The 15,494-nt window shown below is 67.0% G+C and carries 14 protein-coding genes; 7 read left to right on the top strand and 7 right to left on the bottom strand.

Annotation, left to right across the window (positions count from 1 at the left end; translation table 11 throughout):
- Positions 1–11 precede the first annotated feature (11 nt).
- The 5 genes from ndk to E2E27_RS08685 form a co-directional block, all read right to left on the bottom strand.
- Positions 12–434: a nucleoside-diphosphate kinase gene (gene ndk, locus E2E27_RS08705; RefSeq protein ID WP_141458570.1), complete on the bottom strand. Its 423-nt coding sequence runs from the start codon at positions 432–434 to the stop codon at positions 12–14.
- Between the two features lie 142 nt (positions 435–576).
- Positions 577–1,068, bottom strand: coding sequence for a hypothetical protein (locus E2E27_RS08700; protein WP_141458569.1), 492 nt, complete (start codon positions 1,066–1,068; stop codon positions 577–579).
- 78 nt (positions 1,069–1,146) lie between these two features.
- Positions 1,147–1,590, bottom strand: a complete 444-nt coding sequence (locus tag E2E27_RS08695; RefSeq protein WP_353653618.1) for a DNA polymerase III subunit chi — start codon at positions 1,588–1,590, stop codon at positions 1,147–1,149.
- Positions 1,587–1,754 (bottom strand): DUF2256 domain-containing protein, encoded by a 168-nt coding sequence (locus E2E27_RS08690; RefSeq protein WP_141458568.1) that lies wholly within the window; start codon positions 1,752–1,754, stop codon positions 1,587–1,589. Before E2E27_RS08690 ends, E2E27_RS08695 begins: the two co-directional genes overlap by 4 nt.
- A 23-nt stretch (positions 1,755–1,777) precedes the next feature.
- A complete protein-coding gene (locus tag E2E27_RS08685; RefSeq protein WP_141458567.1) occupies positions 1,778–3,238 on the bottom strand; it encodes a leucyl aminopeptidase in 1,461 nt (486 codons plus the stop codon).
- Positions 3,239–3,383: 145 nt separating this feature from the next.
- Here E2E27_RS08685 and E2E27_RS08680 point away from each other — a divergent pair, with 145 nt between their 5' ends.
- The 4 genes from E2E27_RS08680 to rsmA all read left to right on the top strand — a co-directional run bounded on the left by E2E27_RS08680 (position 3,384) and on the right by rsmA (position 9,082).
- Positions 3,384–5,666, top strand: a complete 2,283-nt coding sequence (locus E2E27_RS08680) for an LPS-assembly protein LptD (RefSeq protein WP_141458566.1) — start codon at positions 3,384–3,386, stop codon at positions 5,664–5,666.
- Positions 5,667–5,873: 207 nt separating this feature from the next.
- Positions 5,874–7,241, top strand: coding sequence for a peptidylprolyl isomerase (locus E2E27_RS08675; protein WP_141458565.1), 1,368 nt, complete (start codon positions 5,874–5,876; stop codon positions 7,239–7,241).
- A 13-nt stretch (positions 7,242–7,254) separates the two neighbouring features.
- Entirely contained in the window at positions 7,255–8,265 is a 1,011-nt protein-coding gene (gene pdxA / locus E2E27_RS08670) for a 4-hydroxythreonine-4-phosphate dehydrogenase PdxA (protein WP_181443631.1), read from the top strand.
- On the top strand, positions 8,258–9,082 hold the full coding sequence (gene rsmA / locus E2E27_RS08665) for a 16S rRNA (adenine(1518)-N(6)/adenine(1519)-N(6))-dimethyltransferase RsmA (RefSeq protein WP_141458563.1): 825 nt from the start codon (positions 8,258–8,260) through the stop codon (positions 9,080–9,082). Before pdxA ends, rsmA begins: the two co-directional genes overlap by 8 nt.
- A 10-nt stretch (positions 9,083–9,092) precedes the next feature.
- On the opposite strand, the gene E2E27_RS08660 is transcribed toward rsmA, so the two are convergent.
- Positions 9,093–9,656, bottom strand: a complete 564-nt coding sequence (locus tag E2E27_RS08660) for a tripartite tricarboxylate transporter permease (RefSeq protein ID WP_141458562.1) — start codon at positions 9,654–9,656, stop codon at positions 9,093–9,095.
- Between the two features lie 91 nt (positions 9,657–9,747).
- Positions 9,748–11,847 carry a malate synthase G gene (locus tag E2E27_RS08655; protein WP_141458561.1) on the bottom strand — a complete coding sequence of 700 codons (2,100 nt, stop codon included), beginning with the start codon at positions 11,845–11,847 and terminating at the stop codon, positions 9,748–9,750.
- 126 nt (positions 11,848–11,973) lie between these two features.
- On the opposite strand from E2E27_RS08655, the gene E2E27_RS08650 reads away from it, so the two are divergent.
- The 3 genes from E2E27_RS08650 to E2E27_RS08640 are packed head-to-tail and all read left to right on the top strand — an operon-like array spanning position 11,974 to position 15,430.
- Positions 11,974–13,170, top strand: coding sequence for a hydrolase (locus E2E27_RS08650; protein WP_141458560.1), 1,197 nt, complete (start codon positions 11,974–11,976; stop codon positions 13,168–13,170).
- On the top strand, positions 13,167–14,183 hold the full coding sequence (locus tag E2E27_RS08645) for an arginine N-succinyltransferase (protein ID WP_141458559.1): 1,017 nt from the start codon (positions 13,167–13,169) through the stop codon (positions 14,181–14,183). Before E2E27_RS08650 ends, E2E27_RS08645 begins: the two co-directional genes overlap by 4 nt.
- Positions 14,180–15,430, top strand: a complete 1,251-nt coding sequence (locus E2E27_RS08640) for an N-succinylarginine dihydrolase (RefSeq protein WP_141458558.1) — start codon at positions 14,180–14,182, stop codon at positions 15,428–15,430. The genes E2E27_RS08645 and E2E27_RS08640 overlap by 4 nt, the downstream gene beginning before the upstream one ends.
- The last annotated feature ends 64 nt before the right edge of the window (positions 15,431–15,494 follow it).

Below are 15,494 nucleotides of genomic sequence, written 5' to 3'. Positions count from 1 at the left end.
CGGACTGACGCTTAGCCGACGATCTCTTCGTCCTTGAAGAAATAGGCGATTTCGATCGCGGCGTTTTCTTCCGAGTCCGAACCGTGGACGGTGTTTTCACCGATCGAGAGCGCCAATTCCTTGCGGATCGTGCCCGGCGCGGCGTCGGCGGGGTTGGTCGCGCCCATCACTTCGCGGTTCTTGGCGACGGCGTCTTCGCCTTCGAGCACCTGCACCACCACCGGCTCGCTCATCATGAATTCGACGAGTTCACCGAAGAAGGGGCGCTCCTTGTGCACCGCGTAGAAGCCTTCGGCCTGCTCGCGGGTCATGTGGATGCGCTTCGACGCGACGACGCGCAGGCCGGCGTCTTCCAGCATCTTGGTGACCGCGCCGGTCAGGTTGCGGCGGGTGGCATCGGGCTTGATGATCGAAAAGGTGCGGGTGACCGCCATGACTATGCTCCTGTGAACGTCTTTTTATGGGAGGGGATATTGGCCGCGGCCCGTAGATGGTGCGATGCAAAATGGCAAGCGTCCCCGCAACCGGCGGCGCGGCAGGCCCGTCAGGCAGCGTTGCGGGATGGCTCTTGGGCCCTTAGCCGCCAGTCTTGGTGGCGATGATGATCTGTCCGCTGGTCGGCTCGCCTCCGGAGGCGGTGACGGAGAAGGTCGATCCGTCGCTCTCGCGCTCGCCGCCTACCATCTGGGTGCCGTTGGTGGTCATTTCGAGCTGGATGTCGAACCCGGCGGCCTTGGCGGCATCGCGGTAATGGGCGACGACGGCATCGGCGGGCGCGTCGGCTTCGAAGGTGATCATCGTGCCTTGCTCGTCAGGCTGGTTGACGACGGCGTTGTTCACCACCTTCGAGCCCGGAAACAGGGTGAACCCGTCCGGCAGGCTGACCGGCACGCTCGATCCGGCGCGCAGGGTGGCCTTGCCGTCCTCGTCCGTGATGGTCATGCTGGTCTCGCCGGTTTCCTTGTCGATGGTATATTCGGCGTCCTTGCCGTCCTCGGTGGTGAACTCGCCCGAGGTTTCCGATCCGCAAGCCGTCAGCAGCAGCGCGCCGCCGCTGGCCAGAATCATTGCCGTAATGCGCATAGTCTTGTTCCCCCCATAGCCGTTGGGGAAGGATTCCCCATCGCGCCGCCGAGCGCAAGGGGCTTAGCCCTTCTTGACCCAGCGCCCGTCTTCCTGCGCAAAATAGCTCCGCTCGACGCCCTCGCGCCCGTCCTGTGCGCGCCATGCCTGCCGCGCCGCGTGGGCGAGATCGGGCGGAAAGAGCAGGAAGACACGGGCAAAGCCGTCGCATTCGCGGAAGATACCGTCGGCGAGGATCACGTGGCTTGCCCCGTTGGCGGCGACCGGGTCGGCGGCAAGCAGCACGGGCTGGCGATCGGCCCCCGGCGCATCGGCCTCGCCATTGGCGAGGAAGTTTTCGGAGCCACCCTCCCACAATGCGCGCGAGATCGCGGCGCGCTGTGCGGGGTCGGCGGCGACCACCAGCACCCGCTCGCCCTGCCCCAGCGCACGCTTGGCGATCAGGGCCACAACCTTCTCGACCGGATCGTCGGTGACCTGCCAGAAGTCCAGCTTCACGAGAGTCATGGTCGCCCTGCCGCTGCGCTGCTTGAGGGCGAACCCTTGGCGCTGCGGCAGCGGTCGGAACAATATTTCACATTGTCCCAATCCCGCTCCCACTTCTTGCGCCATGTGAAGGGAAGCCCGCAGGCGAGGCAGGTCTTGGTCGGCAGGTCACTTTTCTTGCGCATCTTGGGGATGGCAGGAACTCCCCTTAACCCTCGACCACATCCCGCACGAACCGGTCGATCAGGCGCACGCCATAGCCGGTGGCGCCCTTGTCCCACGTGTGGCCGGGCTTGTTCGACCAGACCATCCCCGCGATGTCGAGGTGCGCCCAGGGGGTGCCGTCCTTGACGAAGCGCTGGAGGAATTGCGCGGCGGTGATCGAGCCGCCCTCGCGCGGGCCGATGTTCTTCATGTCGGCGACCGGCGAATCGATCAGCTTGTCGTAATTGGGCCCCAGCGGCATCCGCCACAGCTTGTCCCCGCTGGCCTTGCCCGCTGCGGCGAGCTGCTCGGCGAGCGTGTCGTCATTGGCGAACATCCCGCCATATTCGTTGCCGAGGCTGATGATCATCGCGCCGGTCAGCGTGGCAAGGTCGACGATCCGCGCGGCATCATATTGCTGCTGCACCCAGTGGAGCGCGTCGCACAGCACCAGCCGCCCTTCCGCATCGGTGTTGAGCACCTCGACCGTCTGACCGCTCATGGTGGTGACGATATCGCCGGGGCGCTGGGCCTTGCCGTCGGGCATGTTCTCGACGAGGCCCATCACGCCGATCACGTTGGCCTTGGCCTTGCGTCCCGCCAGCGCCAGCATCGCCCCTGCGACCGCGCCTGCGCCGCCCATGTCCCACTTCATGTCTTCCATGCCCGGCCCGGGCTTCAGCGAGATCCCGCCGGTGTCGAAGGTGACGCCCTTGCCGACGAACACGGTCGGCTTGTCGCCCGCCGCGCCGCCGTTCCAGCGGATCGCCAGCAGCTTTGATTCGCGCTCCGAACCGAGGCCCACGCCCACCAGCGCGCCCATGCCGAGCGCCGCCATTTCCGCCTCGCCCAGCACGGTGATCTCGACCCCGGTGCCCGCAAAAGCTTCCTCGCAGGCGGCGACGAAGCTGGCGGGGTAGATGATGTTGGCAGGCTCGGTCACCAGCGTGCGGGTGAATTCGACGCCCCGCGCCAGCGCCGCTTCGCGTTCCCACGCGGCCTCGGTGCCTTCGGGTGCGCTGGTGACGTGGATGGTGGCAAGGCTCGGCTTCTTGTCCGAGGCAAGGCGGGTGCGATACTTGTCGTGCCGCCAGCCGCGCAGGCGCAGCGCCAGCAGCACTGCGGCGGCATCGTCGGCGCTGAGCCCGGCGTGCGACAGGTCGAGCACCATCGCCTTTTCGCCCGAGACCAGATACTTGGCTGTCAGAGCAGCGCCTGCGCGCTCGCAATTGGCGCGGCGGTCGGCGGCGTCCGCCTCACCTGCCCCCGCCAGCGCGATCCGCTTGACCGCGCCGCCGATGCTGGCGAAGCCTTCGAACAGCTGCCCCGCCCGGCCCGTGAAACCCGAAGCCGCCGCCCCTTCGACCAGCGCGCTATCGAGCCCGGCGAGCGCAGCCCCCTGATTGACCACCCGCGCGTGCAGGCGAATGTCGGCGGGAGCGGCGGCGGTGAAGTGGATCTGCATGAATACTCCGAAGAAGCTGAAAGCCGGCGCTGCTGCGATGGAGCGGACAAGGCGCCGTCCACCTGCGACAGACCGTGCAATACGGGGCGCGCGAGGCGCGCAATGTCGATTGCGATTAGGCCCGAGCGGTGCAATAGGCAAGGCCATGTCGGGAGGCTCCCTGGACCGATCGCGCAAGGGCGCGTGCCATGCCCTGCGCGTGTCGACGCGGGGTGCCGCGACGCGTCTGGCTCTTGCGCTGGCGCTGACGGTGAGCCCCGCCGCGCTTGCCGCGCAGGAGCAAGAGCCCGCCCCTTCCCCCACCGAAGCCGCCCCCACCGCCCCGCGCGAGATCGCGTTCGAGGCGAGCGAGCTCGGCTACAACAGCGAGACCGACACCGTCACCGCGCGCGGCAATGTCATCCTGCGCTCGGAAGACCGCTCGGTGCGCGCGGATGAAGTGGTGTGGTTCCGCGAGACCGGCCGCATCATCGCCAGCGGCAATATCCGGCTGGTGGACGAGGCGGGCAACCAGCTGTTCACCGATCAGGTCGAACTCACCGAAGAATTCGATACCGGCGCGATGAGCGAACTGCTGATTGCACTGCGCGCCGGGGGCCGCCTGGCCGCGCGCTCTGCCGAGCGCGGGGCGAACGGCGATGCGATTCTGACCGACGCGGCCTATTCCGCCTGCCCCGTCACCGATGCCGAAGGCTGCCCCAAGGACCCGACCTGGCGCGTTACCGCGCGGCGCGTGATCTATGATCAAAGTGCGGCGCGGGTGCGCTTCGAAGGCGCGATGCTGGAGCTGTTCGGCGCGCGCATCCTGCCGCTGCCGGGCCTCGCGATCCGCACCGACGGCAGGGCCGAAAGCGGCTTTCTGGTGCCCGACGTGCGCGTCACGCAGGTCAACGGGCTGGAGCTCTCGGGCGAATATTACTGGCGGATGGCCGACAATTACGACCTGACGCTGGGCGCCTATGTCTTCTCCAACGTCGCCCCGATGGCGAGCGCGCGGTGGCGGCACCTGACCGAAAAGGGCGCCTATCAGATCACCGGCTACGGCACGCTGTCCGACCGTGCGACCGACTTTACCGGGGCCGAAAGCCTGCGCACCGACCCGCGCGGATATCTCGATGCCAATGGCACCTTCCAGTTCTCTCCCGACTGGAGCCTGACCGGGTCGATCCGCCTCGCCAGCGACCGCACCTTCCTGCGCCGGTACGATCTCAGCCGCGATGACCGGCTGCGTTCGACCATCAATCTCGAACGCATCACCGACCGTTCCTATTTCTCGGTGGCGGGATGGGCGACGCAGACGCTGCGGCTCAACGCCGATCAGGGGCAGGTGCCGCTCGCCCTGCCCGCGATCGATTATCGCCAGCAGGTTGGCGACCGGGTGCTGGGCGGCAATCTGATGGTGCAGGCCAACAGCCTCGCCCTGCTGCGGCGGGACGGGCAGGACACCCAGCGCGCCTTTGCCGGAGCGCAATGGGATCTGAAGCGGCTGACCGGCATGGGGCAGGTCGTCACCCTGACCGCGCTGGTGCGCGGCGATGTCTACAACACCAACGACATTCTCTCCACCACCACCCCCGCCTATCGCGGCACCGAAGGCTGGACTACGCGCGGCATCGCCACCGCCGCGCTCGATATCGAATGGCCCTTCGTGGGCGAGGCCTTCGGCGGCACGCAGGTGTTCAAGCCGCGCCTGCAGATCGTCGCCAGCCCCGATATCAAGAACCTCGCCGTCCCCAACGAGGATGCGCGCGCGATCGATCTGGAGGATTCCAATCTCTTCGCGCTCAACCGCTTCCCCGGTTACGACCGCGTGGAAGACGGCAGCCGGGTAACCTGGGGCGTGGATTGGGAATTGCAGCGCCCCGGCTGGCGGGTGCGCTCGACCATCGGCCAGTCCTTCCGGCTTGACGCGCCCGATCCGGCGCTGTTCCCCGAAGGCACGGGCCTGTCCGAGCGCGTCACCGATTTCGTCGGCCGCACCGAGGTGCGCTTCCGCAACCTTGTCAGCTTCACGCACCGCTTCCGGCTCGACAAGGACAATTTCGCGGTGCGCCGCAACGAGATCGACGCGACCATCGGCTCGCGCCGCACCTATCTCGAAGTCGGCTATCTGCGGCTCGACCGCAACATCCAGACGGTCGAGGATCTGCGCGACCGCGAAGAACTGCGCGCCGCCGCGCGGGTGGCGATCGGGCGCAAGTGGTCGGTGTTCGGCTCCGGCGTGTTCAACCTCACCGATCCCGAGGAAGACCCGGTGTTCCAGCCCGACGGGTTCGAGCCGATCCGCACCCGGCTTGGCGTGGCCTATGCCGACGACTGCATCGAATTCGGCGCGACCTGGCGGCGCGACTTCATCGACGCGGGCGACGCGCGGCGCGGGAACGCCTTCCAGCTGTTCTTTGCGCTGCGCAATCTGGGCTTCCGCTGACCATCGCCGTTCAATCGGGGGGCGGCCCTTCCGCACGAATTGGCAGGCAAGGCAAATGGCGTTAAGGAAGCGCCGGGCGCACGCTGGGCGGCCTGACGGGGGTCGGCGACTCAGCTTCCATTCAGCCGGTGCAGGCCACTGGCACGACACACGGCGCCGCACGAGGCGCGCAGATTTTGGCATGAAGACGGGATTGATCGAGTGAAAGTGAAGCTGTTTTCCAAGGCCCTGTTGGCAAAGACCGGGACGGCGCTGGCCGCTGCCGGGGTGCTCGGCCTTGCCATGACCCCGATTGCGGCGCCGGCGCAGACCGTTGCCGTGCCCACGGCGGACAACCCCTTCGGCCTGCCCGAGGACATCACCCTGTTCGGCAAATCCGATCCCGATCGCCGCACCGCGACCGCGATCGTCAACGGCTTCGTCATTACCGGCACCGACATCGACCAGCGTGTCGCGCTGGTGACCTCCGCGTCGGACGCGCCGATCTCGGACGAGGAAATGCTGCGCCTGCGCGTGCAGGTGCTGCGCAACCTGATCGACGAGACGCTCAAGATCCAGGCCGCCGCTGCATCCGAAATGGCCGTGAAGCGCGAGGAAGTCGAACAGACCTATTCGCAGCTCGCCGGGCAGAACTTCGGCGGCGATACCAAGAAGATGGACGAATACCTCGCCTCGATCGGCTCTTCGGCAGCATCGCTGAAGCGCCAGATCGAAGGGGAAGTGGCGTGGGAAAACCTCCTGCGCCGCAATGTCATTCCCTTCGTCAACATCTCGGCCGAAGAGGTCAATGAAGCGCTCAAGCGGATGAACGAGGCCAAGGGCACCGACGAATACCGCGTGGGCGAAATCTACCTGTCGGCCACCACCGAAAACCGCGCCCAGAAGCTGGCGAACGCCCAGCAGATCATGGAGCAGTTGCAGCAGGGCGGCAGCTTCGTCGCCTATGCGCGCCAATTCTCCGAAGCCTCGCACTCCGTGGTGGGCGGCGATCTCGGCTGGCTGCGGATCGGCCAGTTGCCTCCGCAGCTCGCTGCCGCGGTGCGCACCATGCAGCCCGGCCAGCTTCAGGGCCCGATCGAGATTCCCGGCGGTTTCTCGATCGTCTACCTGATCAACAAGCGTCAGGTGCTGATGGCCGATCCCAATGAGGCGATCCTGAACCTCAAGCAGATCTCGATCAACTTCGCCCCCGGCACTACGCAGGAACAGGCCGAGGCGCGGGTCGAGGAATTCGGCACCTTTCTCGAAGGCCTGCGCGGCTGCGCGGATGCCGATGCGGGTGCCAAGGCGATCGGGGCGGAAGTTGTCACCAACGACCAGATCAAGGCCGCCAACCTGCCCGAACAGCTGCGCGCGATCATTCTCGGCCTCCAGATCGGGCAGGCGACGCCGCCCTTCGGGGGCTTGCAGGAAGGCGTGCGCGTGCTGATGCTGTGCGGCCGCGACGATCCGGTCGATGCCGGCGCGCCGACCTTTGCCGCGGTGATGGACCAGATGGAAGAAGAGCGCGTCAGCAAGCGCGCCCAGAGCTTCCTGCGCGATCTGCGCAACGACGCCTACATCGAATACAACTGACGGCGCGCGGGCGTTGACGGGGCCGCTCGCGATCACGCTTGGCGATCCGGCGGGGATCGGGCCCGAGGTGATCCTCGGCGCGTGGCTGCGTCTGCGGCACGAAGGCCGCGCGCCGCCCGCATTCGTGGTCGGCGGGCCGGAGCTGCTGCGACAGGCGGCCGAGCGCTGCGGGGTCGACTGTCCGATCGTCCCGATTGCCGACCCGGCCGAGGCGATGTTCGCCCACGCCGCGGGCCTCCCCGTGATGGCAGGGCTGGACGGTGCCTGGCACCCCGCCCGCCCCTCGTCCGATGGCGCGCGGCTGGCGCTGGCTTCGCTGCAATGGGGCGCGAAATTCGCGCTCTCGGGCGTGGCGAGCGGGCTGGTGACCGCGCCGGTCGCCAAGGCCGCGCTGGCGGCAATCGGCTGGGACTACCCCGGCCAGACCGAATTCCTCGCCGACACCTGCGGCAGGCCCTATCGCGATGCGGTGATGATGCTCGCCGGGCCGAGCTTGCGCACCGTACCGCTCACCGTCCACGTCGCGCTGGCCGAGGTGCCGGGGCTGCTCTCGGCCGAGCTCATCACCCACAAGGCGCGGATCGTCGCCGCGGGGCTGGCGCGCGACTTCGGCATCGCCACCCCGCGCCTTGCCGTCGCCGCGCTCAATCCCCATGCGGGCGAAGGCGGACAGTTCGGCGACGAGGACGCGCGCATCATTGCACCTGCCATCGCCGCCTTGCAGGCCGAGGGGATCGCTGCTTTCGGCCCCGTCCCCGGCGACGCGCTGTTCACGCCCCGCGCCCGCACCGGCTATGACGCGGCATTGTGCATGTATCACGATCAGGCGCTTATCCCGCTGAAGGCGCTGGAGTTCGACGAAGGCGTCAACGTGACGCTCGGCTTGGCCGTAATCCGCACCTCGCCCGATCACGGCACCGCCTTCGACATCGCCGGGCGGGGCCTTGCAGATCCGGGCGCGATGGCGGCGGCGATCGTCATGGCGGCGGAGATGACCGCAGCGCGCGAGCGTGCCGGTGACTGATCTCCCCCCCATCCGCGAGGTTATCCAGCGCCACAACCTCGCCGCGTCGAAGGCGCTGGGGCAGAACTTCCTGCTCGACGAGCAACTCCTCGCCCGCATCGCCGCGCTGCCGGGGGATCTGAAAGGCCGGCGCGTGCTCGAAGTCGGCCCCGGCCCCGGCGGCCTCACGCGCGCGCTGCTCCGGGCGGGAGCCCGCGTCACCGCGATCGAGATGGACCGCCGCTGCCTGCCCGCGCTGGCCGAACTGGGCGAGGCTTTCCCCGGTCAGCTCACCGTGATCGAAGGCGATGCGCTGAAGCTCGATCATGCCGCACTTATGGGCGGGGAGCCGTTCCACGTGCTCTCCAACCTCCCCTACAATGTCGGCACCGCGCTGTTCGTGCGCTGGCTCGGCGGCGAAAGCTGGCCGCCGCTGTGGCAGTCGCTCACCCTGATGTTCCAGCGCGAGGTCGCCGACCGGATCGTGGCGAACGCGGGCGAGGACGCCTATGGCCGCTTGGCCGTCCTCGCCCAGTGGCGCGCCGAGGCGCGGCTGGCGATGAAGGTCCACCGCAGCGCCTTCACCCCGCCCCCCAAGGTGATGAGCGCCATCGTCCACGTGACCCCCGCCGCCATGCCGGAAGGCGTCTCGGCCCGGATGCTCGAACGCCTCACCGAAGCCGCCTTCGGCCAGCGCCGCAAGATGCTGCGCCAGAGCCTCAAGGGCGTGCCGGGGGCGCTGGAGGCGCTCGCGATGCTGGGGATTGATGAGACCCGGCGGGCGGAAACGGTGAGTGTGGCGGAGTTTGTTGAGTTGGCTAGGGCGCTGACGGAATAGCCGACCGGGCTCAACGTCCGCGGCAATAGCGGTCCAGATCTTCGCGGCTCCACGCCTCGAGCGCGGCGTATTGACACCGCTCGGTTGACCGCTCGCCCGTCATTTCTTCAGGATCGATCCCATGCCTTTGCAGCGTGGCGTTCATGGCCGTTTGCGAACGGTTAGCCTGCCTCGCGGTCAGCCCGTCATACGCCTCCCATCCTCCGCCGATCATCGCGTTTGTGATTGCCAACAAGCCCGCGATATTTCCAAGATTGGTGTAGAAGCTTTCGTTAAACGTCGACCGCCGCTTGAACATGTAGGACATGGTGGCGAGCGTTCCTCCGACGATCGGGATCACCCATCCAATCAGGCCGCACCAGGAGATGACTTTGAATGCTGTGGAGTCAACGTCGGCGTCCTTCGCAAGGTACCAACCAGTAGGTCCTCCGATCAAGCCACCGACGACGACAACGAGAACGCTGGCGAAGAACGCGGCCATTTTCGCTTCGATGGGCACATTGAGATAACCGGCAAGAGCGCTTACGCCAAAGCCGTAAACCAGACATAGAACGAACCAGAACTTGTCGTTCACACGGAAGCCTCACATCGATTGAACAGGAGGCTAAAATAGGAAATGGAAACAATCGGTTAATTACTGTGAAAATGGACCAATCGTCTCACTCTCAGCCCGCCTTCTTCTTCAATCTCCACGCGTGGAGCAGCGGCTCGGTGTAACCGCTGGGCTGCTCGACACCCTTGAAGATCAGGTCCCTGGCCGCGCTGAAGGCCGCGCCGTCTTCGTTGCCGGTGAGCGGTTCGTAGAGCGGGTCGCCCGCGTTCTGCGCGTCGACCTTGGCGGCCATGCGGGTGAGCGAGTCCTTCACCTGCGCCTCGGTGACCACCCCGTGCAGCAGCCAGTTGGCGATATGCTGCGAGGAAATGCGCAGCGTCGCGCGGTCTTCCATCAGGCCGACGTCATTGATGTCGGGCACCTTGGAACAGCCCACGCCCTGATCCACCCAGCGCACCACGTAGCCAAGCAAGCCCTGGCAATTGTTGTCGAGTTCTTCGGCGATTTCGGCCTCCGACCAGTTCGTGCCCTCGGCCAGCGGGATCGAGAGCAGCGCGTCGAGGCCCATCGGTTCAGGCAGGTGCTTCTGCACCGCGAACACGTCGATCTGGTGGTAATGCAGCGCGTGGAGCGTCGCGGCGGTGGGGGACGGCACCCACGCGGTGTTCGCGCCGGCCTTGAGGTGGCCGATCTTCTCGACCATCATCTGCCCCATCAGATCGGGCGCGGCCCACATGCCCTTGCCGATCTGCGCCTTGCCCGAGAGGCCGTGCGCGAGGCCGATTGCGACGTTGCGCGCCTCGTAGGCCTTGAGCCAGTCGCTCCCCTTCATCGCGCCCTTGCGCAGCATCGGTCCTGCGCGCATCGAGGTGTGGATTTCATCGCCCGTGCGGTCGAGGAAGCCGGTGTTGATGAAGACGATCCGGTCCTTCACCGCATGGATGCAGGCGGCAAGGTTGGCCGAGGTGCGGCGCTCTTCGTCCATCACGCCGACCTTGATCGTGTGGCGCGGGAGCTGAAGCAAATCCTCAACCGCGTCGAACAGGTCGTTGGTAAAGGCGCATTCTTCCGGCCCGTGCATCTTGGGCTTGACGATGTAGATGCTGCCGGTGCGCGAGTTGCCGAACTTGCCGTGGCCCTCGACATCGAGCGTGCTGATCGCCGAGGTGAAGACCGCGTCCATTATGCCTTCGGGGATCTCGCTACCATCCGGCAGGCGGATCGCCGGGTTGGTCATCAGGTGGCCGACATTGCGCACGAACATCAGGCTGCGGCCCGGCAAGGTGTGCGTGCTGCCGTCGGGCGCGGTGTAGCTCTTGTCGCCCGCGAGGGTGCGGGTAAGGGTCCTGCCGCCCTTCTCGAAACTCTCCGACAAGTCACCGCGGATGATCCCGAGCCAGTTGGTATAGGCCAGCAGCTTGTCCTCGGCATCGACCGCCGCGACCGAATCCTCGCAATCGGCGATAGTGGTAAGCGCCGCTTCGACCATGATGTCGGCGATCCCGGCTGTGTCGGTCGCACCGACCGGCGTGCTCGAATCGAACACAACTTCGACGTGCAAGCCGTTGTTCTTGAACAGCACGCCCTTGTCGGTGGTGCCCACCTGCTGCGACGGATCGGCCAGTGCGATGGAGTCGCGGCCCGCAAGGCCAGCCCAACTCGCGCCCCCGGTGAGCGGGAAGGCTTCGTCGAGAAACTGCCGCCCGCGCGCGATCACCGCAGCGCCGCGCGCCGCGTCATAGCCGCCGGGCTTGGCGGGCGGCGCATCCAGCGCATCGGTGCCGTAGAAGGCGTCGTAGAGGCTCCCCCAGCGGGCATTGGCCGCGTTGAGCAGGAAGCGCGCGTTGAGGATCGGCACCACCAGTTGCGGCCCGGCCATCGTCGCGATCTCGGGATCGACGTTCTGGGTGCCGATCTGGAAGTCAGCGGGCTCGGGCACGAGGTAGCCGATTTCGGTCAGGAAGGCCTTGTAGGCGGCGGCATCATGCGGCTTGCCCGCGCGATCCGTATGCCAGGCGTCGATCTGCGCCTGAAGGCTCTCGCGCTTTTCCAGCAGCGCGCGGTTCCTCGGCGCGAACTCGGCCAGCAGCGCGGCGAAGCCTTGCCAGAACGCCTCCACATCGCGGCCCAGCGGCGTCAGCACCTCGCGCTCGACAAAGGTCGCCAGGCGGGAGTCAAGGCTAACCCCGGCGCGGGTGGTCATGTCAGTCATGGTGGTCCTCGTGTGGTAAGCGTGAAAAGCCGAACCCGGGGAGGAGAGGACGGCTGGCCCTATGGCAAAGGGTAGAGGCGATTGCAACGGGTTGGACAGGCGCGATTGCCCGGCTAGAGGGGGGGCATGAGAGAGGATGCGACCCTGACCGCTATCGACAGCGCCGCCATGCTCGCGCAGGTGCAGGCATGGAGCGCGATCAACACCGGCACCGGCAACCTCGCCGGACTGGCCGCGCAGGCCGGCGCGCTGGCAGAGGCCTTCGGTGCGCTTCCCGGCACGGTGGAACTGGTCGATCCCGCGCCCGTCACCGCAATTGCCGCCGATGGTTCGGCATTCGAGAAACCTCACGGCCAGCATCTGGTGGTGCGCGTGCGCCCGCAGGCCAATCGCCGTATTCTGCTGACGGGGCACATGGATACGGTGTTCCCCGAAGATCACGCCTTCCAGCACCAGCGCTGGCTCGATGGGGAAACTCTGAACGGGCCGGGTGTGGCCGACATGAAAGGCGGGATTGCGGTGATGCTCCACGCGCTGCTGGCTTTCGAGCAGACCCCCGGCGCGAGCGCGCTGGGCTATGACGTGCTGATCAATTCCGACGAGGAGACCGGCTCGCTCGCCAGCGCCGATCTGATTGCGCAGCTTGCGGCGGGCAAGCTGGCCGCGCTGACCTACGAGCCCGCCGCGCTCCCCGATGGCACGCTGGCGCATGAGCGGGGCGGCACGGGCAACTATTCGATCACGGTCACCGGCAAGAGCGCCCATGCCGGCCGCAACCCGCACGAAGGCCGCAATGCGGTGGTCGCCGCCGCCGATCTGATCCTGCGACTGAAGGCGCTGGAGAGCGCCGATATCACCATCAACCCCGCCAAGCTCGAAGGCGGCGCGGCGAACAACGTCGTCCCCGATCACGCGCTGCTGCGCTTCAACGTGCGGCCCAAGACGGTCGAGGCGGGCGCGGCGTTCGACAGCCGGCTCAGTGATTTGCTGCGCGATATTGAAACCGCTTACCAAGTTTCCACCCACCGCCACGGCGGTGTCACCCGTCCGCCCAAAAAGGTCGACGCGCGCGCGCAAGCTCTGTTCGATCTCGTGCGCGAATGCGGCGCGGAGCTTGGGCAGGACATCCGCTGGCAATCGACCGGCGGGGTGTGCGACGGCAACAACATCGCCGCCTGCGGCGTCCCCGTGGTCGACACGATGGGCGTTCGCGGCGGCGCAATCCATTCCCCGGACGAATATCTGATCGTCCCCAGCCTCGCCGAACGCGCCCGCCTTTCGGCCAGCGTGATCGAGCGTCTTGCCTCAGGAGCCCTCCAGTGACCTTCCGCCTGCGCGCCGCGCGTGCCTCCGATCTCGAGGCGCTCTACGAAATGGCCAAGCTGACCGGCGGGGGGTTCACCAACCTGCCGCCCGATCGCGCCGCGCTGAAGGCCAAATTGGAACGCGCCGAGGGGGCCTTCGCGCAGGACAGCGAAACGCTGGCGGACGAGCTGTTCGTGCTGGTGCTCGAAAACGCCCGCACCGGCGCGGTGCGCGGCACCTGCCAGCTGATGAGTCAGGTCGGCCAGCGCTGGCCGTTCTATTCCTACCGCCTCAACACGCTGACCCAGTGTTCGCAGGAACTCGACCGCACGGTGCGCGCCGAGCTGCTCAGCCTCGTCACCGACCTGGAAGGATCGAGCGAGGTCGGCGGGCTGTTCCTCCACCCCAACGAGCGCGCCGGGGGGCTTGGCCTGCTGCTCGCCCGGTCGCGCTACCTGTTCGTGGCGATGCACCGCAAACGCTTTGCCGATCGCATTCTGGCGGAATTGCGCGGGATCATCGACGAGCGCGGCGGATCGCCCTTCTGGGACGGCGTCGCGGGCCGTTTCTTCGGGATGAGCTTTCAGGACGCGGACTATTTCAATGCGATCAACGGCAACCAGTTCATCGCCGACCTGATGCCCAAGCACCCGGTCTATATTGCGATGCTCGATGATGATGCGAGGAGCGTGATCGGCGTGCCCCACCCCACGGGGCGCGCAGCGATGCGGATGCTCGAAGGCGAAGGCTTCCGCCACGATGGCTATGTCGACATCTTCGACGGCGGGCCGACGATGACCGCGCATACCGACATGGTCACCAGCGTGAAGAATTCGGTATCCGCGCGGATCACGGCGCTTTCGGTGGACGAAGGCGAGAAGGCGATCCTCGCCACCGGGCGGCTGGGCACCTTCCGCGCCTGTTTCGGCGCACGGGTGCTCGATGGCGAAGGCGGCATCGCGATCGATTCGGTCAGCGCCGATGTGCTCGACGTGGCCGAAGGCGATGAAGTGTGGAGCGTGGGGCGATGAGCCTGACCGAAATCAATTTCGACGGGATCGTCGGCCCCTCGCACAATTATGCGGGGCTCAGCCTCGGCAATATCGCCAGTGCGAGCCATGCGGGCGATCCGTCCTATCCGCGCGCCGCGGCCTTGCAGGGTGTGGCGAAGATGCGCGGCAATCTGGCGCGGCTAGGCGTGCAGGGCTTCCTGCTGCCGCTGCCCCGTCCCAATACCGCCTTGCAACAAGCGCTGGCGCTGGACGGCAGCGAGCCGCCGCAGCTGCGCGCCGCGCCGTGGTCGGCCTCCTCGATGTGGACAGCGAACGCGGCAACCGTCTCCCCCGCCCCCGACACCGCCGACGGGCGCTGCCACCTGACCCCCGCCAACCTCGTCACCATGCTCCACCGCGCGCAGGAGTGGCCCGACACGCAGGCCCAGCTCAGGATCGCTTTCGGTGACACCCGCCACTTCGCTATCCACGATGCGGTGCCGCCCAGCTTCGGCGACGAAGGCGCGGCCAATCACATGCGGCTGTGCGAAAGCCACGAGGCACCGGGCGTCGAGGTGTTCGTCTGGGGCAAGACCGGCGGCCGCTTCCCCGCGCGCCAGCACGAACAGGCGAGCCGCCTCGTCGCCCGCGCGCACGGGCTCGATCCGGCGCGCACCGTGTTCATCGAACAGAACCCGGCTGCGATCGCTGCCGGCGCGTTTCACAATGATGTGGTCTCTGTGGCCAATGGCCGGGTGCTCTTCACCCATGCCGAGGCCTTTGCCGACCAGCAGGGCGCCTATGAGGCGATCCGCGCGGCCTTCCCCGCGCTCGAGGTGGTCGAGGTGCCCTCGTCGGCCGTCACGCTCGAAGAGGCGATCCGCACCTATCTGTTCAACGCTCAGCTTCTGACGCTTCCGAGCGGCGAGATGGCGCTGATCGTTCCCGAGGAATGCCGCGAGAGCGCCGCCGTGTGGGGCTGGGTCGAAGCGATGCTCGCCGGCAATGGCCCGATCCGGCAGGTAATCCCGGTCGACGTGCGCCAGTCGATGGCCAATGGCGGCGGCCCCGCCTGTCTGCGCCTGCGGGTGGTGTGCGACCCTGCGACCGTCGACCCGCGCTTCCTGCTCGATGATGCCAAGGCCGACCTGATCGAGCGCACCATCGCCGCACACTGGCCGGAACAAATCGACCCGTCCGATCTTGGAACAGAGACACTTGCAGCGAGCGTGATTGCGGCACGGCTCGCCCTGCTGAAGGCGCTCGATCTGGCACAGCTTGGTTAACGCATTTGGCGCAAGGCCCGCACCGCGGGTAAGGTCAGGCAAATGTTGACGCGACTCAGCCGCA

Source organism: Porphyrobacter sp. YT40 (genome assembly GCF_006542605.1).
Taxonomy (GTDB): Bacteria; Pseudomonadota; Alphaproteobacteria; order Sphingomonadales; family Sphingomonadaceae; genus Erythrobacter.
Note: the sequence above shows the minus strand (reverse complement) of the source record. Positions and strands in the feature narration are given on the sequence as shown.